At 45.1% G+C, this 22,728-nt stretch carries 19 protein-coding genes; 15 read left to right on the plus strand and 4 right to left on the minus strand.

Annotated features, from left to right (window positions below; all coding sequences use genetic code 11):
* Positions 1–20: 20 nt before the first annotated feature.
* The 6 genes from LZG72_RS17480 to LZG72_RS17505 all read left to right on the plus strand — a co-directional run bounded on the left by LZG72_RS17480 (position 21) and on the right by LZG72_RS17505 (position 5,805).
* The gene (locus LZG72_RS17480) at positions 21–407 is read left to right on the plus strand and encodes a glyoxalase/bleomycin resistance/extradiol dioxygenase family protein (RefSeq protein WP_233875424.1); all 387 of its coding nucleotides are present in this window, start codon (positions 21–23) and stop codon (positions 405–407) included.
* Between the two features lie 4 nt (positions 408–411).
* The gene (locus LZG72_RS17485) at positions 412–753 is read left to right on the plus strand and encodes a n-acetylglutamate synthase (protein ID WP_409017715.1); all 342 of its coding nucleotides are present in this window, start codon (positions 412–414) and stop codon (positions 751–753) included.
* A 26-nt stretch (positions 754–779) separates the two neighbouring features.
* Positions 780–1,316 carry a YceI family protein gene (locus LZG72_RS17490; protein WP_233875426.1) on the plus strand — a complete coding sequence of 179 codons (537 nt, stop codon included), beginning with the start codon at positions 780–782 and terminating at the stop codon, positions 1,314–1,316.
* A gap of 137 nt (positions 1,317–1,453) precedes the next feature.
* Positions 1,454–3,724: a TonB-dependent receptor gene (locus LZG72_RS17495; protein ID WP_233875428.1), complete on the plus strand. Its 2,271-nt coding sequence runs from the start codon at positions 1,454–1,456 to the stop codon at positions 3,722–3,724.
* Between the two features lie 31 nt (positions 3,725–3,755).
* Positions 3,756–5,150 carry an HmuY family protein gene (locus tag LZG72_RS17500; protein WP_233875430.1) on the plus strand — a complete coding sequence of 465 codons (1,395 nt, stop codon included), beginning with the start codon at positions 3,756–3,758 and terminating at the stop codon, positions 5,148–5,150.
* A gap of 64 nt (positions 5,151–5,214) precedes the next feature.
* Positions 5,215–5,805 carry an HmuY family protein gene (locus tag LZG72_RS17505; RefSeq protein WP_233875433.1) on the plus strand — a complete coding sequence of 197 codons (591 nt, stop codon included), beginning with the start codon at positions 5,215–5,217 and terminating at the stop codon, positions 5,803–5,805.
* Positions 5,806–5,848: 43 nt separating this feature from the next.
* On the opposite strand, the gene LZG72_RS17510 is transcribed toward LZG72_RS17505, so the two are convergent.
* Together LZG72_RS17510 and LZG72_RS17515 are read right to left on the minus strand one after the other, a co-directional pair.
* Positions 5,849–6,469: a YdeI family protein gene (locus tag LZG72_RS17510; RefSeq protein ID WP_233875435.1), complete on the minus strand. Its 621-nt coding sequence runs from the start codon at positions 6,467–6,469 to the stop codon at positions 5,849–5,851.
* Entirely contained in the window at positions 6,469–7,509 is a 1,041-nt protein-coding gene (locus LZG72_RS17515; protein WP_255701051.1) for a GNAT family N-acetyltransferase, read from the minus strand. Before LZG72_RS17515 ends, LZG72_RS17510 begins: the two co-directional genes overlap by 1 nt.
* 251 nt (positions 7,510–7,760) lie before the next feature.
* On the opposite strand from LZG72_RS17515, the gene LZG72_RS17520 reads away from it, so the two are divergent.
* From LZG72_RS17520 to LZG72_RS17535, 4 genes are all read left to right on the plus strand, one after another.
* On the plus strand, positions 7,761–8,180 hold the full coding sequence (locus LZG72_RS17520; RefSeq protein ID WP_233875439.1) for a hypothetical protein: 420 nt from the start codon (positions 7,761–7,763) through the stop codon (positions 8,178–8,180).
* Positions 8,181–8,295: 115 nt separating this feature from the next.
* Positions 8,296–9,447 (plus strand): efflux RND transporter periplasmic adaptor subunit, encoded by a 1,152-nt coding sequence (locus tag LZG72_RS17525; protein ID WP_233875441.1) that lies wholly within the window; start codon positions 8,296–8,298, stop codon positions 9,445–9,447.
* 30 nt (positions 9,448–9,477) lie between these two features.
* On the plus strand, positions 9,478–12,633 hold the full coding sequence (locus LZG72_RS17530; RefSeq protein WP_233875443.1) for an efflux RND transporter permease subunit: 3,156 nt from the start codon (positions 9,478–9,480) through the stop codon (positions 12,631–12,633).
* 53 nt (positions 12,634–12,686) lie between these two features.
* Positions 12,687–14,129 (plus strand): efflux transporter outer membrane subunit, encoded by a 1,443-nt coding sequence (locus LZG72_RS17535; protein WP_233875445.1) that lies wholly within the window; start codon positions 12,687–12,689, stop codon positions 14,127–14,129.
* Positions 14,130–14,202: 73 nt separating this feature from the next.
* Here the strand turns inward: LZG72_RS17535 and LZG72_RS17540 are convergent, their stop codons facing one another.
* Complete coding sequence (locus tag LZG72_RS17540) at positions 14,203–16,329, minus strand: carboxy terminal-processing peptidase (protein WP_233875447.1); 2,127 nt, start codon at positions 16,327–16,329, stop codon at positions 14,203–14,205.
* Positions 16,330–16,342: 13 nt separating this feature from the next.
* Positions 16,343–17,116, minus strand: a complete 774-nt coding sequence (locus tag LZG72_RS17545) for an FKBP-type peptidyl-prolyl cis-trans isomerase (protein WP_233875449.1) — start codon at positions 17,114–17,116, stop codon at positions 16,343–16,345.
* Positions 17,117–17,405: 289 nt separating this feature from the next.
* On the opposite strand from LZG72_RS17545, the gene atpA reads away from it, so the two are divergent.
* The 5 genes from atpA to LZG72_RS17570 all read left to right on the plus strand — a co-directional run bounded on the left by atpA (position 17,406) and on the right by LZG72_RS17570 (position 22,629).
* Positions 17,406–18,983 carry a F0F1 ATP synthase subunit alpha gene (atpA, locus tag LZG72_RS17550; RefSeq protein WP_233875451.1) on the plus strand — a complete coding sequence of 526 codons (1,578 nt, stop codon included), beginning with the start codon at positions 17,406–17,408 and terminating at the stop codon, positions 18,981–18,983.
* Positions 18,984–19,087: 104 nt separating this feature from the next.
* Entirely contained in the window at positions 19,088–19,972 is an 885-nt protein-coding gene (atpG, locus tag LZG72_RS17555) for an ATP synthase F1 subunit gamma (protein WP_233875453.1), read from the plus strand.
* 127 nt (positions 19,973–20,099) lie between these two features.
* On the plus strand, positions 20,100–20,834 hold the full coding sequence (locus LZG72_RS17560; protein ID WP_233875455.1) for an outer membrane lipoprotein-sorting protein: 735 nt from the start codon (positions 20,100–20,102) through the stop codon (positions 20,832–20,834).
* Positions 20,835–20,961: 127 nt separating this feature from the next.
* The gene (locus LZG72_RS17565) at positions 20,962–21,489 is read left to right on the plus strand and encodes a YceI family protein (RefSeq protein ID WP_233875457.1); all 528 of its coding nucleotides are present in this window, start codon (positions 20,962–20,964) and stop codon (positions 21,487–21,489) included.
* 144 nt (positions 21,490–21,633) lie between these two features.
* Positions 21,634–22,629 carry a mevalonate kinase gene (locus tag LZG72_RS17570; RefSeq protein WP_233875459.1) on the plus strand — a complete coding sequence of 332 codons (996 nt, stop codon included), beginning with the start codon at positions 21,634–21,636 and terminating at the stop codon, positions 22,627–22,629.
* Positions 22,630–22,728: the final 99 nt, after the last annotated feature.

Raw genomic sequence — 22,728 nt, forward strand, 5'->3', positions numbered from 1 at the left:
AAACTTAAAACACAAAAAAGATGAGCACTGTTAAAATCCCGAATGGACATCAATCTGTCATGCCGTATTTAATGCTGGACGGCGCCGCCCGGTTCAAAGATTTCACCACAAAAGTCTTTGATGGCGAGATTACATCGACGCATTACCAGGAAGATATGCCGGATAAGATCAAGCATTCCGAGGTAAAAATTAGCGGGAGCACGATCATGTTCTGCGACAGCCGCCCCGAATGGCCTGCACATCCGGCAAATATGTTCGTATATGTGGAAAATGCGGACGATACCTATCAAAAAGCATTAAGTGAAGGTGCAACCAGCATTATGGAGCCGGCAGACCAGGACTACGGCAGGAGCTGCGGTGTGGCCGATCCGTGCGGAAATGTCTGGTGGATTACTTCTGTACTTTAAAACGATGATGATCAATTATAACAATAAGGTTTTTGTTGCTGTTTCTAATTCGGAAAACGGTGAAGTGGAATCGGGAATGGAGTTTCTTTATCATCAATCGGGTAACATCGTTACTTCTACTTATCATGGCGATACGATCCTGTACGGGCATCTTATCGCCGTGGTGGATTCAGATAGCAATCTCGATATGCGATACCATCAGATTAATCAAAAAGGTGAAATCATGACAGGGATCTGTAAATCTACCGCCGAGATCATGCCAAATGGGAAGGTTCGTTTACATGAAAAATGGAAATGGACTTCGGGGGATTTTTCTGAGGGTGATTCTGTTTTGGAGGAGAAGTAGCCGATTTCCGTTTTAATAAAAAGATAATGAAGCCAGTTTTAAAACCATTTCTGACAGTTTTCCTATTGTGCATAAGTCTCGCGCTGTCCGCCCAGACTTCAAAAGTCGTTTCAGGATCAGCGGATTTCAGTGTCAAGTTTATCATGGGTACCTGCAAAGGTTCGTTTGACGCGCCGCGAGGTACAGCTGTTTTTGATGAAAAAAATGTAGGAAATGCATCTTTTGACATAAAAATTGCGGCATCGAGTTTCAAGACAAACAACAACTCCCGGGACAAGGATTTGAAAAGTGACAAGTACTTTTACGTCGAAAAGTATCCCGATATCCATTTCAAATCTACCAAAGTCGACAAAAAAGATGGCAAGCTGCAAGCCACCGGCACACTGACCATCCGGGATGTGAGCAAAACGGTTACTTTGCCATTTGAGGCTAAAAAAAATGGGGATGGTACCTATGCATTATCCAGCACATTTGATGTAAACCGGCTTGATTACAAAATCGGGGATAAAGACTGGAAACTGAAAGATATCGTGACTGTCACCGTAAAGGCTGTCATCAAATAAATTGCACCGCATCCGGAATTGTTTACGCTTTGTGCTATCATATAAAATGCTGAGTTAAAAATTTTTATTCGTTTGATTGTAATTAGTCTAAATAATACATTTCCTTTGTGAATGTAATTAGTCTAAATAACCTTTCGATGAAACATTTCTCCGCCATTCTGGTCTTGCTATTGCATGCAGCACTTGTTTTCGGGCAAACCCGGGATGCGCAGATCGAGGGAAGGTTCATATCAAAAGCAGGAGAGCCGCTTTCCGGAGTAAGTGTTTTTCTAAAAGGGACATCTTACGGTACGCAAACAAACGGCGGCGGAAAATTCGCATTAAAAGCTCCGGCTGGAAGCTACACGCTGGTCGCTAAAACGCTCGGAAGTGATGATAACTATACTTCACTGGAAGTAAAACCCGGCGAAACAACCGTCGTTCCGGACATTACACTTGCCGACTCTCCACTCTCGTTATCGGAAATGATTGTAACGGGACAGTCTGAGCCACAATCACTTAAAAATTCTGTTTACCAGGTTCGTACCATCGACAGCGAGAAAATACGGCTTCGCGGCGCGACCAATCTTCAAACTATTCTTATTACCGAGCTCGGCATACGCTTTTCAAATGATTTGACTCTCGGGACGACCGATATCCAGTTAATGGGTATGTCGGGACAAAATGTCAAGATCCTGCTCGATGGAATTCCGATGGTGGACCGGGGAAGCACGCGTGAGAGTCTGGGCCAGATTGACGTCAACATGATCGAACGTATAGAGATAGTCGAAGGCCCGATGTCTGTGATTTACGGTACCGATGCGCTGGCCGGAGTCATTAATATCATCACAAAAAAAGGACAGGATGGCTCCAATCTGACCGTGACCGCCAGGTTACAGGAAGAAACTTCGGGTGATGAATACCATGCGTTTACAAACGAGGGTACGCACAACCAGAGTGTAGGAGTAACGTGGCAAAACCAAAAATTGCAGTTTTCAGGCAATGTCACCCGGAATAATTTCGGTGGCTGGCAGGGTTCCTCCACCGGTCGGGCCAAAGCCTGGATGCCGAAAGACCAGATGCTTTACACGGCCGGGGCAAGGTTTCAGGGTCACAAATGGAATGTGTGGTACCGGTTCAGCGGGACAGATGAGACGATCCAATCATTCGGAAATCGCAATCCGATTTCGGGCATCGCCGCGGATAAGGATTACATAACCAATCGGTGGTTCCATCAGGTCCAGTCCGAATTTAAAGTAAATGAAAAGCTCCATCTGAATGGAGTTGTTTCTTACACGGATTATTCGCGGAACACACTCAGTACCAATGTAGATGCAAATAATCGCCGGACGCTTTCCCTGGATCCGGGATCGCAGGACAAGTCTGTTTTTACCACTACTTTCTTTCGCGGAACTGCATTTTACAAGGTTACCGATCACATTTCAATTCTCGGCGGCCTCGAACTTACCGATAACAACAGCTCCGGCGCGCGGATATTGGGTTCTTCGAGCATTACCGAATATGCATTGTTCCTCGCACCGGAAGTGAAAATTGGACAAATTCTAAAACTCAGTCCCGGGGTAAGGTTCCTAAAAAACTCGGTATACGACGCTCCACCGGTTATCCCGTCGCTCAATGGAAAACTGGCTTTGACCAAAACCCTTGACCTGCGATTTGGCTACGCCAGAGGATTTCGTTCTCCCGCATTAAGAGAGTTGTATTTCGATTTCCATGACGCCTCGCACTCCATCCGCGGAAATGTCAATCTGAAAGCGGAGTACTCCAACAGTTTCAATTCGTTTTTGGTCTGGCAGTGGGTTACCAAGCCTGATGTCCGCGTAACAACCACATTAGGCGGCTTTTACAACATCTTCCACAATCTGATCGAAACAGGGATCGATCCGGGCAATCCAAGTGAAACGACTTATCTGAATGTCGATTCATTCAAAACCACAGGGTTTACACTTGATAATAAAATTTTTATAAAAAACCTGCAGATCAATTTAGGGGGCTCCTATATAGGTCGGTATAACCGGTTCTCTGAAAGTCCTGGAGAGTTTGGCTCGTTGCCGGAGTTCGTGTGGTCGACCGAAGTGAACACAAACTTCCTTTACACATTTAAGAAAATCGGCACGGGGATTAATGTCTTTTACAAATATTCGGGCAAACGTCCGATCTATGAAAGTACTGATCAGGTCAATATAAAACTTGCGGAAACGGAAGGCTTTCATATGGCCGATGTGACGATAAATAAGAAAATCGGAACATACATCAATTTATTGGGTGGAGTAAAGAACCTGCTCGGGGTAACGACACTCACAAATTCCTCCACAGACACAGGCGGCGCGCACAGTTCCGGAGGCTCCGTGCCACTTTCCTACGGCCGGTCTTATTTTCTCGGATTGAATTTTCAATGGTCAAAAAATTAATCAATACCCTTTTAAACATATACAAACAATTATGAATAAGATCGTTACGTCACTATTAGTGATTACTTTCCTGATAGGTTTCAATGCCTGTAAAGATGATGAGCCGCCGCTTCCGGACAATGTAGCTGGTTTTGAAAGCACTGCAAAAGGCTTCGAAGGCGAAGAAACGGAGGTCAAAATCGTGTTGTCGCGAGCTGTGGATGCGGCTACTCCCATTTCGGTTTCGCTAACTCCAACGCAGCTTATTTATAATACCGAATTCACCACGACCCCTGTGGCTACCAACAATGTGATCGCATTATCGGTACCTGCTGGCCAGTCTTCGGCCTCATTTAAAGTGACTAAAAAGGCTGGCGTTTTCCTTGATGGTGACGAAAGCATCGCATTCAAAATCACCTCGGTAGGCACACCTGCATTGATTGGCCCAAATACCGATCTTAAACTCAGCTTTAAAGCGATCATTTCGGAAGGTACCAGCATTCAATTGAATGGGATCGCAGGTTCGGAACTGGGAAGCAGCGCCGCTAATTCCGTTTTTCTGGACCTGAGCAGCAATACACAAACGCCTGTTTTGCGCAACAGCTGGGATCTTGGATTCTATGGTGCTGCTGATTTCCGGGTGATCATTAATGGTACCACCGGGGCATCGGCATTGATGATCAATAAAACGGATCTCGCGACTGTAACGGATAAGGATTTTGTGGCGGATTCACTGGCAATCGGACAAGGATTGGGTAAGCTGTCGCTCATTGATGATGCGAAAGGAGATCTTACTAAAACAGTGATCAAAGAAGTTTCAGCGACAGATGCTGACAATAAAGTGTACATTCTGAACCGCGCTGGCGGCGCTGCTGCTATACCGAAAGTTGCCGATCTGTATAAAATCCGGATTTTGCGTAAAGGAACGGGTTATACGCTTCAATATGCAAAAGTGAATGATACCACTTTTAAAACGCTCGATATTACCAAAGATGCCGCTTACAATTTTGAGTTTGTCTCATTAGATAAAGGTGCGACGGTTGATGTGGAACCTGCCAAAGATCGCTGGGACCTTCAATGGGGCTATAATATGTACTTTACCAATTTTGGTGCCGGCCTGATTCCTTACGGCTTCTCGGATCTTGTTTTCACAAACGCACAAGCGAAGGTAGGCGCCGCAGAAGTACTTACGACCACAGCAACTTACGATGCGTTTGCAGAAGCAAATCTAACCGGCATTACATTCTCCACCGATGCGGACGTCATCGGATCGAAATGGCGGGTGACTTCCGGTGGAACCATAGGTGTTAAAACAGACCGTTTTTACCTGATCAAAGATGCTGCCGGGAACATTTATAAACTGCGATTTGTGAGCTTCCATCCCGAAGATGGCGGCGAGCGCGGCAAACCAAAGCTCGAATACAAGCTGGTTAAAAAAGGGGCTTAATGTAAATCATCTGATCAGAGAGCCAGTTCCCGGAATTGTCTCTCTGATTTTTAATAAAGAAATCATGCTATTAAAAACCTTGCTCCTATCCGTTTCATCCGTATTTTTAGCGGGCAACGAAACGACGACCGTAGCGTTGAAAACAGATATTACCTTGGAAAAACCGGTTAAGTCGGAGATTGTGGTGATCAAAGACCTTGATGCGAACACGAAGCCATACATTTATTTTAGTCTGGCTACCAGAAAAGACGTTCCTGCCGCAGAGGCGAAAAGCAAAAGCTGGGATATTGCATTCAGCAAAACGACGATCGCGGTAAATGGCGGCACCAGCGGACCAGGTCAGGGAGGTGCAATTGTTTTGGAAAAACCTTTCGATACCATCACCGAAGCCCCGAAAGAAGGTTATAAGTCGGACGGGGACGCCGGATTTGCCATTCCGGGTGGAAGCGGGAATTCGTGGTATAAGTACGATATGGGCGTTCACGCCATTCTCCCGATCATCGGCAGAACAATTTTGGTAAAAACTTCGGAAGGCAAATTCGCCAAGCTGGAAATCATCAGTTATTACAAAGGCGCGCCCGAGGATGTGCCCACAGAAGAAGCAAGCTACTACACTTTCAGGTACTCCCTGGCCGACGCCAACGGGCAATTTTAAGAGAAACAGACCTTACCGGCATTGAAGCTGGTAAGGTCTGTTTTCATTTCCGTTCATACTTCCAATTCCGCGATTTTCCTTCTTCCATCCATTCAATCGCGGTTGCAACACGTTTATTACGGGTGGCCTCAGTCTTCGCCTCTTCAAACCATTCGATATAATCCTTTTTATTTGAATAACTGAATTTAGCAAAGGTTTCCTGCGCTTTCGGACTTTTTGAGAGAGCCTCCGGAACATAATCGGGAATGGCCAGCTCTTTCGGTTCGGCGGACTTTTCCGATCTTTTTTGCTTTACGCCGGAGTCGATCAGATGCATGGCTTCTTTAACAAGGCCAGTTAAATACTCCTCAGATGGGAGATCGTCCAGACTTTTGATTTTCCCCAACTGGCCCATCGCATTTTTTTCGTCGCCGGTAGTCAGCACATTATGCGGGTCAGTAAGCTGGGAAGCGAGCCAAAATCCAAACGAACAATGTCCTTTAAATGACGCCATATTACACATAATGCTGCCATGATAGTCGAAATTAGGGAAACTCCATTTCATCGTTTCCTTTACTTCCGGGCAAGCGTTGTGAATGACCGCCCTCAGGTACTCGAGAATGGGGATTGCAAAATCTGCCGATTTTAAAATGTACGTGTCAACGCGCGGATCTGTATGCTGCATTATTTCTCTAAAATTTCTTTGAGATTATTTAAACCGTCCTGAAAATCTTTGCCAACAGACTCTTCCATTCCCATAAACGGGAGCATAACGTTCATGGGTATAGGCATTGCCCCCGTAAAACCCCATTTCACCCGCGTAGAGCTGGAATCGACCGGCTCGGTGATCATGTAGGCGTCGTTGCTGCTTTCAAAAGGTTCCAGAAAACGAAGTTCGGTATCGATCCGTTTTCCATCCTCAATTTTCGTAATTTCCTGCTCACCTTTTCCCACATCCTTATTTCCTTCCCACATCGAAACAAACCCGACAGTCCCGTCGGTCCCGGTAAAATTCTTCTTTATATGCGGATCACGGCTATACCAGACACTCCAGTTATCCTGGTTTTTTAATGGTTTGAGATATGCAAAAACCTCGGCATTGGGTCGACTAATTACTATTTCCTTTTCCACAGCATAGTCTTTCGGCATAATAAGAGCGGCGATCAGGACCAATGCAATCAGTCCGGCGATTACGTAGAGCACTTTTTTCATCGTGGGATTTTTTTGAGGTGAATAAATGAATTTGTACTTGACTTCATCAATATCTTCAATGGTCTGCACATTTGTCATCCCCGCTTTTTCGAGTACGCGCACCGAAGCCGCATTATTGACATTTACATAAGCAATCACATTTCGGTATTTCAACACTTCCCTCCCGAATTTGATCAGCGCCGAGGCAATTTCGGTGGCTATTCCTTTCCCCCATTGCTCTTCCATAATACGGTAACCAATCTCCATGTCTGATCCAACGCGGTCCAGCTTCGCAGCCCCAACCAGCTCTCCATTCAAACGGTCCTCGATCAGGTAACGTCCCAGATATGTGTTCCGGCCGTACTCGCTCAGGAAACTTTCCAACATGGCGTCGGACTCTTCCCTGGTAAGCGAATAACCCGTGACATACTTCATCACATTCTCATTATTACTCAGCCTGAAATACTTGTCCCCGTCGGCTGAGGTCATTTTTGTTAGTACAAACCGGGTTGTTTTTATTGGCTCAATATCCATGGAACATACCTGCTGGTTACATGGCTTTAATCCACGATAAGTTATTATTTTTTGTGTTTAAAACCGTAATTTCTTTGGCTAAAGAAGGCATTAACATGCATTAACAACTATTTAAATTTGGATTCTAGATCTGAATTATTACATTTGGACATCTACCGATGTGTAGTAACATTCCGTTATTATTGTTCCAATTAATCTTTATTTCATTATAAAAGTATAAATTTTTTAATGAACTGATCTCAATCAGAATCATGACAAAAAGAACTTTTGTATTGTTTTTCTGCCTCGCACAAATGCTGGCCTCGACGCTGTTTTCGCAACAGCCGGCGTTTGCGTGCAAGCTGGATATTGGAACCGACAGCTTCTCACCCTATACTGTTGAATCGTCCGAAGATCCGGGTCAGTTCGCCCTGATTGACGACAGTATCTGCAAAGAGGAAACGATCGTACGTGCGGATGATTTTGAATGGAAAGAAAACCTGTCCGATCTTCTTCGGCATCGCCATTCGACCTACCGGTTTCTGACGCTCATTTCAGAGATCGGTTCTGAATACTACATAGCACAAATCCCGAAAAATATCCGGGAGTCTGTTTCATTACCTGCATTGCCAAAGGGTGATATTGAATTACCCGGTTACTACGGTTTCCTTCACCGCCTCTGCCCCTTCTAAGTTCCCGCCGCAAGCGTTCTTTCAAGTACCGTAAAACACCACGGATGGATCGGCATGCTGCATTTAGCACGCTGATCTGACACAACTCGTATTGTCATCCATTCAATTACTCATTATGAAAAATTTACAATTACAGCTCCTGCTGGCGCTGAGCGTGATTACCTATGGTTGCGCGTCAAAAAGCGAAACTGCATCAAACCTCAGGGACAGCATTCTCACTATACCCGTCACTGAATTAAAGCCACAAAAAACCGATCTTCACCGCGAGTATGTCGGTAATATACAAGCTGTTAGAAATGTTGAAATCTATGCCCGTGTAAAAGGTTATCTCGAACAAGTGTACGTAGACGAAGGCAAAGAAGTCAAAAAAGGTCAAATTCTTTTCCGCATTAACAGTGAAGAATATGAGGCGCAGCTTGCCAAAGCAAAGGCCAATCTGCAAAGCGCCATTGCCGAGGCAAAAGGCGCTGAGCTCGAACTGAAACGCGTGAAACTCCTGGTTGAAAAGAACGTGATCACGAAAACAGAAGTGGAGGTTGCAGAAGCAAAACTTGCGGCAGCGAATGCGAAAATCGAAGAATCGCGGTCTGATAAGTCCAATGCTGCCATCCACCTTTCAAGAACGGAAATCAGGGCCCCATTCGACGGCGTGATCGACCGGATCCCTCAAAGAATGGGCAGCCTCATCGACGACGGAACGCTGCTAACGACATTATCGGATACCAAAGCAATTTTTGCGTATTTCAACGTCTCAGAAAATGAGTACCTGGAATATGTAAAAGCCAGAGGTAAAGCCGATAACCGGGAAGCCGTGGTTGAACTGGAATTGGCGGATGGTTCTTTTTTCAAACACAAAGGAACAATAGAAACCATGGAAGGCGCATTTGACGAAGGTACCGGCTCCATTGCATTCCGCGCCCGTTTTTCAAATCCCGAAAAACTCCTGAAACACGGCTCAACCGGAACGATCCGACTGACAAACACCGTGGAAAATGCCATTTTGGTCCCGCAAAAAGCGGCTTTTGAGATTCAGGACAAGAGTTTTGTTTATGTGGTGGATAAAAACAACCAGATCAAAACCAGAAGCTTCGTTCCAAGATCGCGGTTCGCCTCTTATTATGTGGTAAAGTCAGGATTGGAATCAGGAGAAACGATTGTATATGAAGGACTTCAGGGATTGAAAGACGGTGCTACCATTAATCCGAAAAACGTGTCGATGGACAGTCTGAATACACAAACTAACAAGATCGAGCTTACCGCGCGATAGGATCCATTCGTCTCACCTGAATTTCAAATCATGTTTCAAAAATTCATAGAGCGACCGGTTTTATCGCTGGTTATCTCCGTTTTTATTACCCTGCTGGGACTTCTGGCATTCAAAGAACTGCCCGTTTCCCAGTTTCCCGACATTGTGCCGCCATCGGTTGTTGTGACCGCAACCTATACCGGGGCAAACTCCGAGGTTTGTGTGGATGCAGTTGCTGTACCACTTGAAAAGGCGATCAACGGTGTACCTGGCATGACCTACATGACCAGCGTCTCCGGAAACGACGGCGTGACTACCATTACCATCTCATTCAATGTGGGCGTAGACCCGGACCTTGCCGCTGTTAACGTCCAAAACCGTGTTCAGACCGTAATCGATGAGCTTCCGGAAGAAGTAATCAAGGCCGGGGTTACCACTGAAAAAGAGGTGAACAGTATGCTCATGTATCTCGATATTATGAGCTCGGATTCGTCCGTCGCCGAAGATTTTGTTTACAATTTTGCAGATATCAACATCCTGAAAGAGCTGAAAAGGATCGACGGTGTCGGTCGCGCCCAGATCATGGGAAGTAAGGATTATTCGATGCGGGTATGGCTTAAACCCGACCGTATGATGAGCTATAATGTATCGTCGGAAGAAGTGGTGAAAGCGATTCGCGACCAGAATGTGGTGGCAGCCCCGGGAAAAACCGGTGTCAGCTCTGGTCGGGAAGTCCAGGCTTTGCAATATGTTTTGAAATACACCGGCAAATTATTTGAACCGGCTCAATATGAAAACATCGTTCTCCGCTCCAATCCGGACGGCTCCATGCTGAAATTGAAGGATGTCGCGGATGTGGAGTTTGGTACACTCGAGTACGATATGGCTTCTAAATCGAATGGAAAACCGTCGGCGTCCATAATGATCAAACAGCGCCCGGGTTCCAATGCGCAGGAAGTCATTAAAAACATCAAAGCAAAGGTGGCGGAATTGAAGACAACCACTTTTCCGCCCGGTATGGATTACTTTGTTTCCTATGACGTTTCGCGATTTCTCGACGCATCCATTGATGAGGTAGTGCGGACGCTGATCGAAGCATTTATTTTGGTAATTATCATCGTCTACCTATTTCTTCAGGATTTCAGATCGACGCTCATTCCCGCACTGGCGGTGCCTGTCGCATTGATCGGGACTTTTGCATTTATGCAACTATTCGGGTTTTCTATTAACCTGCTCACGCTCTTTGCATTGGTACTCGCGATTGGGATTGTCGTCGATAATGCGATTGTCGTCGTCGAGGCTGTGCATGCGAAAATGGCCGAAAAGCATTTGAATGCACGCGAGGCGACGATGGAATCAATGAAGGAAATGAGCGGGGCTATTATTGCGATCACGCTGGTGATGTCGGCGGTGTTCGTTCCGGTTGCATTTATGTCAGGTCCGGTTGGGATATTTTACAGGCAGTTTTCCATTACGCTGGCCATTTCCATTGTGATTTCCGGTATCAATGCATTAACCTTAACCCCCGCACTTTGTGCATTAATGCTGAAAAACACGCACGGCCAACCCTCTAAAAACACCTGGCTCGACCGGTTTTTCAAAGGTTTCAACAATGGGTATGATGGTATTTCAAACAAATACAGAAAGCTGCTTTCGCTTATTGTGAACAGAAGAGTCGTGACAGTCGGCTTGCTAATTGCCTTTTGCGTTGGAACATACGGGCTGAATACAATCTTACCGACCGGATTTATTCCCACAGAAGATCAGGGCGTCATCAACGTCAATGTAACCACGCCAGTTGCCGCTACCGTTGAGCGGACTGAGGCTGTTCTGGACGAAATCCAGAAAGTAGCGGAATCGCTCGAACCCGTGGAATCCGTTTCCAGCTTATCGGGATATAGTTTGATTACCGAATCGGCCGGATCGTCGTACGGAATGGCGATGATCAATTTGAAGCCCTGGGATCAGCGAAAATCGTCTGTTCAGGAGATTATCGCCGAAATGGAGAAGAAAACCAAGCACATTACCGACGCGGACATTCAGTTTTTCCCGCCGCCCACTGTACCTGGATTTGGTAACTCTAGTGGATTTGAGCTCAGAGTACAGGATCGGACCGGAAGTGACGATCTTCAGAAAACCGCTGACATTACCAACAAATTCGTAAAGGATCTGACGGCTGCTCCGGAAATTTCGAATGCATTCAGCAGCTTCGACGCCAGTTTTCCACAGTATATGATCCATGTGGATGCGGATATTGCCTCTAAAAAAGGCGTCTCCGTGGATGTAGCGATGAATACGCTCCAAACCTTGATAGGAAGCTTATATGCATCCAATTTCATCCGTTTTGGACAAATGTACAAGGTAATGGTGCAGGCGGATCCCAGCTTCCGGCGAAGCCCGGAGGATATCCTGAAATTGTATGTCAAAAACAGTCGGGGCGAAATGGTGCCGTTCTCAACTTTTATCCGGCTGGAGCGGGTTTACGGACCTGAACTTCTGACGCGTTACAACATGTTCACCTCGGCGATGATCAATGGCGACGCTGCACCGGGATTCAGTTCCGGCGATGCGATTAAAGCCGTCGAACGTGTCGCGGCGACCAGTTTGCCGAGAGGTTTTACCTATGAATGGTCGGGTATGACGCGCGAGGAAATTCTGTCGGGTGATCAGGCGATTTACATTTTCGGGATCTGCCTTATTTTCGTTTACCTGCTGCTGGCGGCTCAATACGAAAGTTTCTTGCTGCCTCTACCCGTTATTCTCTCACTCCCGACCGGGATTTTCGGAGCATTTCTTGCATTGAAATTAATGGGGCTCGAAAACAACATTTACGCCCAGGTTTCGCTCGTGATGCTCATTGGACTTTTAGGTAAAAACGCGATCCTGATCGTGGAGTATGCCATTATCCGGCAAAAAGAGGGACGTTCGGTGATCGATGCAGTACTGGAAGGTGCTACCGAAAGGTTACGCCCTATCCTCATGACTTCCTTTGCATTTGTGGCCGGGCTAATTCCACTTGTAATGGCTTCGGGTGCCGGGGCAATCGGAAACCGGTCCATTGGTACTGCGGCTGCGGGCGGCATGCTCATCGGGACACTTTTTGGTATCATCATCATCCCGGGATTGTACGTGCTCTTTGCAAGTATGGCTGGAAAGAAAACATCGAAAACGGTGGTTCCCGAAAGAGAAGTGGTAGTTCTTGACTAATCGTCTTGCGGCCGGAGATTCTATCCGGCCGCTATTTCATAAAGTTCTTATTGATGAAAACACATAAAAAGCTTAACAAGCTCCTATTTATTGGAATTGTATTAATCGTATCAGGCTGTAAACTCACGAAGCCAGTGGAGCAGGCAACCCGGATCGCAGTTCCGAAAACGTTTCAGGATCAGACCGATTCATCGGGTATCGGCGCCACGCAATGGAAAACTTTCTTTAGAGACGAGTATCTTATTGCATTAATCGACACGGCAATACAAAACAACCTGGATCTGAAAATGGCTGTTCAACGCATTGAGATGATGCGCACGAATATTCTGGTTAGACAAGGTGCATTACTTCCATCCGTTTCCGGTGAAGTGTCCGGCGGCGGGAGAAAATTTGGAGATTACACGATGGACGGCGTGGGTAACTACGACACCAATTTCTCAGACAATATCGACAACGACCGCAGGCTTCCTGCTCCATTCCTGCCTGATTACTTTCTGGGGTTACGAAGTTCGTGGGAAGTGGATATTTGGGGTAAATTAAAAACACAAAAAAAAGCAGCTTACACCCGATACCTGGCTTCGGAAAAAGCACGGCAGGCTATTGTTACAAGTCTGATCGCGGAAGTTGCAAAAGGCTATTACGAGCTCATGGCGCTAGACTCCGAGCTGGATATCATCCGAAAAAATATCGCATTGCAACAATCTGCGGTCGAAACGGTTAAGATCCAAAAAGAAGCTGGGCGCGCTAACGAACTTGGAGTGAGACAACTTACTGCGCAGATGCTAAATACCCAGAGCCTTGAAGTGGAAATTCAGCAAAGCATTGTAGAATATGAGAATAACATTAATGTGCTCCTCGGACGATTTCCTCAAAAAATCACCCGTGGCCTGGCCCTTGATCAGACACTTCCCGACTCGGTGAGCACTGGTATTCCGGCCAGTATGCTGAAAAGACGTCCTGATATCCAGGAAGCACAGCTATCGCTTTTAGCATTCTATTCAGATCAGCAGGCTGCACAGCTTGCGTTTTTGCCTGCGCTCAACATTACCGCATTTATTGGTTTAAATGCATTTAAAAGCAATTTACTCTTTTCACCCGGCTCTATCGCCTATCATGCATTGGGAGGATTAACTGCTCCCTTGGTAAATCGAAAATTTTTAAAAGCAAATCAAAAAAGCGCAGAAGCAGCAAGTTTGGAGGCATTGTATGCGTACAACAAAACAGTTCTGACCGGATTTCAGGAAGTGAGCACGAGCCTGAAAAAGCTGGAAAATAGTCGAAAAATCAGCGGTTTGAAGCAACAGGAGGTAGAGGTACTACAGGGAGCAGTAACCACATCAAACGACCTTTTTATGACGGGTTATGCTTCTTATCTTGAAGTGATTTCGGCGCAGCGGGGAGTATTGGAAGCTGAACTGAATCTGACCAACATTAAAAAAGATCAGTTCATCGCATTGGTTGAACTTTACCGGTCACTTGGAGGTGGCTGGGAGTAAATGGATGCTGAAAGCATTAAAAAAGCACGGATCTGAAACCCGTGCTTTTTTAATGCTTTCAATTTTTAAACCCTTATTTTTTCTTCGCCCCAGCGAGACTTGGCTCTTTGGATATTACAATCAGATCTGCCAGCATCCGGCCGGTTTCCGTCAGGTAAATATCTTTTTTCTTTTTCACATCTTTCGGAGCTTCGGCAACTTTGGAATCAACTTCATCTTCGTCGTCACCATCGGTATTGTCTTCACCCAGTTGCTTCATTGCCGCCCTTTTCTTCTCAGCCTCCTCGCGTTCCACTTTTCGTTTTGATTCCTGCAGTGAAACAACTTTGTTCTCACGGGCTTTCTTGAATTCGTCAAGCGTTTTCACCAAAGTCTTCAATTCCTGATCGGACTTAAGACGCGCGTTATACTTGTCTTTAAGCTGACCTACGATTTTAGGATTGATGTTATTTGCCAGGTCATATTTTGAAGAAGCAATCTGATCCCAGGGAAGCGCACTTGGCTGTGAACCTTCGCCATATTCATTTTCCTTAAATGCAGTAGGAAGTTCCAGATCCGGCATTACGCCTTTCAGCTGAGTACTGCTGCCATTAATGCGATAGAACTTCGCAACTGTCAACTTAACTTGTCCCAATTGGTCAGTTTCTTTCGGGACCCATTGATTCAAATCGATCAGCGTCTGAACGGTACCTTTACCATAAGTTTGTTCACCTACGATAATTCCACGTTTGTAGTCCTGGATCGCGGCAGCAAAAATCTCGGATGCCGAGGCACTAAACCGGTTCACCATCACCGCCATCGGTCCATCGTAAGCAATACTAGGATCATTGTCAGATTGTACTTCAATTTCACCCTGACCTTCTTTCACCTGAACCACCGGACCTCTGTTAATGAATAATCCGGTTAACGAAACTGCTTCAGTAAGGGAACCACCTCCATTGTTACGCAAGTCAATTACGATACCATCTACATTCGTAGCCTGCAGTTCGGTGATCAACTTTTGAACATCACGGGTAGTACTGGAAAATTCTTTCTCTTTGTGTTGCGCACCCTCAAAATCGCGGTAAAAGAGAGGGATATCGATTACGCCAATTTTGAAATCCTTGTTTCCCGAGTTAATGGACACGATCTCACTTTTTGCACGTTGCTCTTCCAATTTTATCTTCTCACGAACCAGACGATATTCTTTCGGAGGCGTGCCGGGTAATGCATCTGCCGAGATCACCTGCAATCTCACCACAGTGGATTTTGGGCCTTTGATCAACTTCACAGCATCATCTACAAACCATCCGATGATATCCACCATCTTACCTTCATCACCCTGGGCAACAGCAATAATCTTATCTTCTTTTTTAAGCTGTTTCCCCTTAAATGCAGGACCACCCGGAATTACATCCTTAATCTTAATGTAATTATCCTCCTCGCCCAGCAATGCTCCGATACCTTCCAGCGACTGGCTCATTTCCTGTTTAAAACGATCCGCAGAGGTAGGCGCCATGTAGCTGGTATGCGGGTCCATCGACTCGGCATAGGCATTCATGTACATTTGAAAAACCTGCTCAGTTCTGATACGGCCTAATGCGCGGTCACGGTTCTTGTACCGGTCGCGTAAGGTAGAGATTACAGCGGTATCCGCTTTTCCCGAAAGTTTCATATCCAGCGCTTCGCTTTTAAGGTATTTGCGCCAGGTGTCATTCAACTCATCTGTGCTTTTCGCCCAAGTAGCCTTTTCGCGGTCGGTATCCATCGACTCATCTGCTGTAAAGTCAAATGGTTTAGGCTCCTTCAGCAAAGCCTGAATGTAGTCGCTTCTTTCTTTATATCGTTTTCTGAAAACATTATAAATGTCGAATGGAACATCTAATTCTCTTTTCTGAAGGTAGTCATCAAAAGAGTGTTTATACTTATCAAATTCAGCGAGGTCAGATGCCAGATAATACAGCTTCCCATGGTCGATGGCGTCGATGTATTTGTCAAAGATCGCCTCAGAAAGTGAGTCGTTCAGTTTTGTTTTTCTATAATGATAGCTTGATAAAATACGCGTAGTCAGCTCCTCTGCCTTGTATTGCGCAGGAATTGGCTTAATATCTTCCTCCATGGAAGTCTCAACAGCAGGCATTACAGCCACTTTTTGCTGATCTGGGCCCCGCTGCCAACCTAGCAACACAACCGGTATAAGAGTGATTAGGTACTTTTTCATTGTTGAACGTTTGCTATTTAACAATTTCTAATAATTCAACCTCAAATACCAGAGCTGAATAAGCCGGGATTTGAGGGCCTGCTGCACGCTCTCCGTAAGCCAGGTCATATGGAATGAATAATTTCCATTTTGAACCAACCGGCATCAACTGAAGAGCTTCTGTCCATCCTTTAATTACGCCATTACATGCAAATTCGATCGGTTCTCCGCGATCAACCGAACTGTCAAAAACTGTTCCATTGATGAGCGTACCATGATAATGTGTTTTCACTTTATCAGTGGCAACCGGTTTAGGTCCATCGCCCGTCTTAATAACTTCATATTGCAGACCACTGGCGGTAGTGGTTACGCCAGGTCTTTTCTTATTCTCTTCTAAAAATTTCTCACCTTCCACCTTCACAACCGCACCTTTTTCTTCCATAATTTTTTGAAAATAAGTACCGATAAATGCATTGGCCTCCTCAGGAGTAAATGTCGTCTTGTCTCCCTTCAAGGTTGCATTGATCGTTTTATTAAGAACATCCGTGTTTACATTAGTAATTCCCTGAGAAGATAGTGAGTAAGAAAAACTTACGCCGATCGCTGCCGATAAAGAATCCATTTGATTTTTAAGTACGGCCGGCGAGAAAGTTGCTTTTACTGTTGAAGCCGGTGCTTTTTTGGCGGCTGCCGGTTTAGCTGTGTTGGCTGGTTTAACTGCTTTTTTGATAGTCTGTGCTGTCCCTTCTGAAATAACTAGAACTCCTACTATTAAGGCTGCTAAAACGGTTTTTTCTAATTTGTACATTGAACTGACGAATGGTAGGTAAGATGGAATTTAATTACGTAAAGTCGTATTAACGAATTCAATTACAACAAAAACACAAATAGTACCTAAAAAAGTTTTAGAAATGTTGTTATAAATGGATAAACGGTTATTTATTCAATACCTCCAGGGTATCATTGAAAACCTTGGAAAAATCTAATTTATCGAACAGGTTTTAATCAGAATAATACTGATTTTACAAAAATAAAAATCTACCTTTGCGGCAGTTTTCAAAAACTTACTACTATACTTTAAATAAGTTAAATATACTATGGTATCTGTTAGACCGGATGAAGTTTCGGCTATCCTGCGTGAACAACTTGCAGGCGCCAGATCAGAAGCAGAGCTCGAAGAAGTAGGCACAGTTCTCCAGATTGGTGATGGTGTTGCCCGCATTTATGGCCTCTCACAAGTACAGGCAGGTGAGCTGCTTGTATTCGAAACAGGCCTTAAAGCCCTCGCACTTAACCTCGAGGAAGACAACGTCGGAGCCGTTTTGCTTGGAGATTTTAGTGACATTAAAGAAGGTGCGACTGTAAAACGTACCAAAGAAATTGCTTCTGTGAAAGTGGGTGACGGCATCATTGGCCGTGTAGTAAACACCCTGGCTGAGCCGATCGACGGAAACGGTCCACTTACTGGTGAGCTTTATGAAATGCCGATCGAGCGTAAAGCTCCCGGTGTTATCTATCGCCAGCCGGTAACAGAACCTCTTCAAACAGGTATTAAAGCAATCGACGCGATGATCCCCATCGGTCGCGGCCAGCGTGAGTTGATTATTGGTGACCGCCAGACAGGTAAAACTGCGGTTGCGATTGATACCATTATCAACCAGAAAGAATATTTCGACAAAGGCGAACCGGTTTACTGTATTTACGTAGCCTGCGGACAAAAAGCGTCAACCATCAAAGGGATCGAGGCAACACTTCGCAGATACGGAGCAATGGATTACACCGTAATCGTTGCAGCAGGAGCTTCGGATCCTTCTCCAATGCAGTTCTACGCGCCATTTACGGGTGCTGCGATCGGTGAATTTTTCCGTGATACAGGTCGTCCTGCTTTGGTTATTTATGATGACCTTTCGAAACAAGCGGTAGCTTACCGTGAAGTTTCCCTGCTACTTCGTCGCCCTCCGGGACGTGAAGCATATCCAGGAGACGTTTTCTATCTCCACAGCCGTCTTTTGGAGCGTGCTGCCAAAATCATCTCGGATGATACAATCGCGAAAGGGATGAACGACCTTCCTCCTTCCTTGCAGGGAATCGTAAAAGGGGGTGGTTCACTAACTGCATTACCAATTATCGAAACCCAGGCAGGTGACGTTTCGGCCTATATTCCTACGAACGTAATTTCGATTACGGACGGTCAGATCTTCCTCGAATCCAACCTGTTCAACTCGGGTATCCGCCCTGCAATCAACGTAGGTATTTCGGTATCTCGTGTGGGTGGTAATGCACAGATCAAGTCGATGAAGAAGGTTTCTGGTACATTAAAACTTGACCAGGCCCAATTCCGCGAACTGGAAGCATTTGCAAAATTCGGTTCGGATCTTGATGCGGCTACTAAACTTGCAATCGACCGCGGACGTCGTAACCAGGAAGTTTTGAAACAACCTCAATATGCTCCCGTTCCTGTCGAACAGCAAGTTGCAACGGTTTATGCTTCTACAAAAGGGCTGCTTGATAAAGTAGATGTAAACCGCGTAAGAGAATTTGAAAAAGACTTCCTGACTGTTTTGAGCGGCCAATACAAAGAGACGTTGGCAGGTCTTCGTGCAGGTAAGCTCGATAATAGCGTAACAGACGTGATTGAAAAAGTCGCGAGAGAAATCGCTGTTAAATACCAATAAAAATATAAGGCTCAGGTAGTTACTTACCTGGGCCTTTTCTATCATAACATTAACCTTCGGAGTTTCCGGTCAGCGAAACACCGAATATTTTAAACTTCCAACTAATGGCAAGCTTAAAAGAAGTACGTAGCCGGATTGTTTCGGTTAACAGTACCCAGCAGATCACAAAAGCCATGAAAATGGTTGCTGCTGCGAAGTTGCGTAGAGCACAGGATGGTATCCTGCAGATGCGCCCCTATGCTCAAAAATTGGGAGATATGCTTTCCACTGTATCTTCCGGGGCAGAAACATCCGTTGACAGTCCTTTAAAAACAGTTCGCGCGATCGAAAAAGTGTTGATCGTAGTCGTTACTTCGGACCGTGGATTGTGTGGCGCATTTAATACAAACATCATAAAAGCTACCCTTGCGCTGATCGAGCAAAAATATGCAGTTCAGGCCCGAAAAGGGAATGTTGAGATTTTTGCGATTGGAAAGAAAGGTGCAGAAGCATTTGTGCGTCGCGGATTTGTTGTTAACCTTGGCTACACAGACATTTTCACAAGATTGAGCTTCGTTGCCGTGAAGCAGGCAGCGGAGGAAATCATGAGGGAATTTTCTGATGGCCGTTACGACGCCGTTGATCTGGTTTACAATGAATTTAAAAACGTTGCTACCCAGATTATTCACGCAGATCAGTATCTGCCAATTCCGACTGAGAACAAATCTTCCAGAAAGAAAAAAACGGAAGTAAACTACATTTTTGAACCGACGGAAGAAGAAATTCTTGCTGAGCTGATTCCAAAATCGCTAAAAATCCAGTTGTATCGCGCAGTGCTCGAATCCAACGCGTCTGAACAAGGTGCCCGTATGACGGCGATGGAAAAAGCGACTGAAAATGCGCAGGAGCTTTTGAAGGAACTCCGATTGATTTACAACCGGACACGTCAGGCTGCTATCACAAAGGAAATCCTCGAAATCGTAGGCGGTGCGGAAGCTTTGAAAAACTAGGGCTTTCAAAAATCAATATATTGAAACGAGCGGGTTCGACAACCCGCTCTTTTTTTGTTTTATAAGTTTGTCCCAAATGCAATATTGGGGTGTAAATGCAGTTCAAAAACTAAACAACCAAATCGTTATGCGTAACTCAACGGTCTTTAAGACATTCATTTTCCTATTTATCACGGCATTAACCGGAACTGTTTACGGTCAGAACCTGGATGAAATTATTTCGAAACACGTAAAAGCAATGGGAGGTGGAGACAAACTCTCGAAATTACAGAGCCTCAAAATCACAGCTGAAATGGATGTGATGAATATGAAAGTCCCCATTAATACGACAATTATTCAAAATAAAGGTTTTCGTAGCGAAACGACCGTTCAGGGCATGAAAGTGGTGCAGGTCATAAATGGTAATACAGGCTGGTCGATAAATCCGATGGCGGGCGAGCCGAAAGCAACGGTGCTACCCGAAGAAGCAGTAAAGTCGATGTCAGCCGAAACCGATCTGACCGGTTTGTATAACTATAAGGAAAAAGGCTACACGTTGACGCTCGATGGTGAAGAAGATCTTGCCGGTGCCAAAGTCTACAAAGTATCAATGACTTTAAAGAATGGAATCAGGAGGATCAACTACCTATCAAAAGACACGTTCTACATATTGAAAATTGTGGTTCAGACTACCATAAACGGACAAGATGTTAAGTCAGAAAATACGCAATCCGATTTCAGACAAGTGGATGGAATCACCTACCCTTTCACATCAGAAGTAACAACATCGGCGATGCCTGGCGCTACGATGGCTTTGAAGATCCAGAGCCTGGAAGTAAACCCCAAAATCGACCCAGCGATTTTTACAATGCCAACCCACTGATTGTGTAAATATTCAAAAGTTGAAAAAATCTTGTCCGCCCGACAAGATTTTTTCATGTCCGTGAAACTATTTTCAATAAATACATGTATATACATTAAATGTCAATACATATAAAACATTAAAAGATATGGCAATTAGTAAATGGGTAATTGACCCAACACATTCAGAAATTCAGTTTAAAGTAAAACACCTTGTTATCTCTACCGTTACAGGTGCTTTCAAATCATTTGAGGGATCGATAGAAACCGAAACAGAAGATTTTGACGGAGCCACAGTTGCGTTTTCAGCGGACGTGAATAGTATCGATACCAATCAGGAACAACGCGACGGACACTTGAAATCGGCTGATTTCTTCGATGCAGAAAAATATCCTAAACTTTCATACGCAGGTAAGCTATCCAAAAAGAGTGACGATTCTTATACTCTGACAGGCGACCTGACTGTAAAAAATACAACCAAACCATTTGAGTTCGCAGTGGAATACGGTGGTAACATGACCGACTTTTACGGAAATAATAAGTCAGGTTTTGAGATTTCGGGAAAACTAAACCGCAAAGAATTCGGCCTTGAATGGAGTGCAGTGACAGAAGCTGGCGGCGTAGTAGTTGGCGACGAAGTGAAACTGATTGCAAACGTTCAGGTGGTGAAACAATAAGATTTTAGTAAACCATTTATCAGTGAAGAGCAAGGATACCCGGTATCCCGCTTTTTTTGTTTCTCAAATATTTCAGGGCGATAGGGGCAAAATGACTCTCTATCGTCTTTATGTTATTACTTTTGGACAAAAAAGACCTTTACCTTGATAATTGAAACACGCGCTTATGCCCGCGCAGGCTTACTGGGCAATCCGTCTGACGGTTTTTTTGGAAAAACGATATCTATTTCCGTCCGGAACTTCGGTGCTTCCATTTCACTTTACGAATCCCCGCAACTTCATATCGAAGCTGAGCCTCAGGATCTGAGCACATTTCGAAGCATCTTTCACCTGCGCGATACCGTCAGTATGCTTGGTTACAACGGAGGGATTCCCCTGATCAAAGCCGGGATCAAAAAATTCGGGGACTATTGTGAGGAGCAGGATATTAAACTGCCAAACAAAAATTTCACCGTGCGTTACCGGTCTTCTATTCCTCGTCAGGTAGGAATGTCGGGGTCCAGTGCCATTGTGGTAGCACTGTTCCGTGCGCTCATGCAGTTTTATAAAGTTGAAATCCCGATCGAGATACTTCCTCAACTTGTAATGGTGACCGAGACCGAGGAACTTGGCATTACGGCTGGTTTGCAGGACCGCGTGATCCAATGTTATGAAGGTTGTGTTTACATGGATTTTGATAAAACAATGATCGAAGAAAAAGGTCATGGAAAATACGAACGTGTTAATCCTGAGCTCCTGCCGAAATTGTATGTCGCCTATAATACCAATCTGAGTAAAGTATCGGGCAAAGTTCACAGCGACGTGAGAACTCGGTTTGACCGGGGTGAAGCACATGTGATCGACGTTTTGGGACAAATTGCACAGAAAGCCGAGGATGGTAAAAAAGCCTTGCTGGAAGGTCGCCCGGACGATTTGCATCAGTTAATGAATGAGAATTTTGACCTGCGCTGCAAGATCTATAATGTGCCGGAGTCGAACAAAAGACTGATCAATGCAGCCAGAGCTTGCGGGGCCTCCGCCAAATTCGCCGGCTCAGGAGGCACAATCATCGGCATCTACCGCGACGATGACATGCTCAACCAGCTGTTCGTAGAACTAAAAAAGCATAATGCAAGGGTAATTAGGCCGTTTGTGGTTTAAGAGCTGTTATTAGCTAGTAGCTGTTAGCCATTAGCTTTATTGCCAACCTATTTTGTCATTTAACAAAACCATAAGCTAACAGCTAATAGCTAACCGCTA

Origin of the sequence: Dyadobacter sp. CY323 (assembly GCF_021390245.1) — a bacterium.
GTDB lineage: Bacteria > Bacteroidota > Bacteroidia > Cytophagales > Spirosomataceae > Dyadobacter.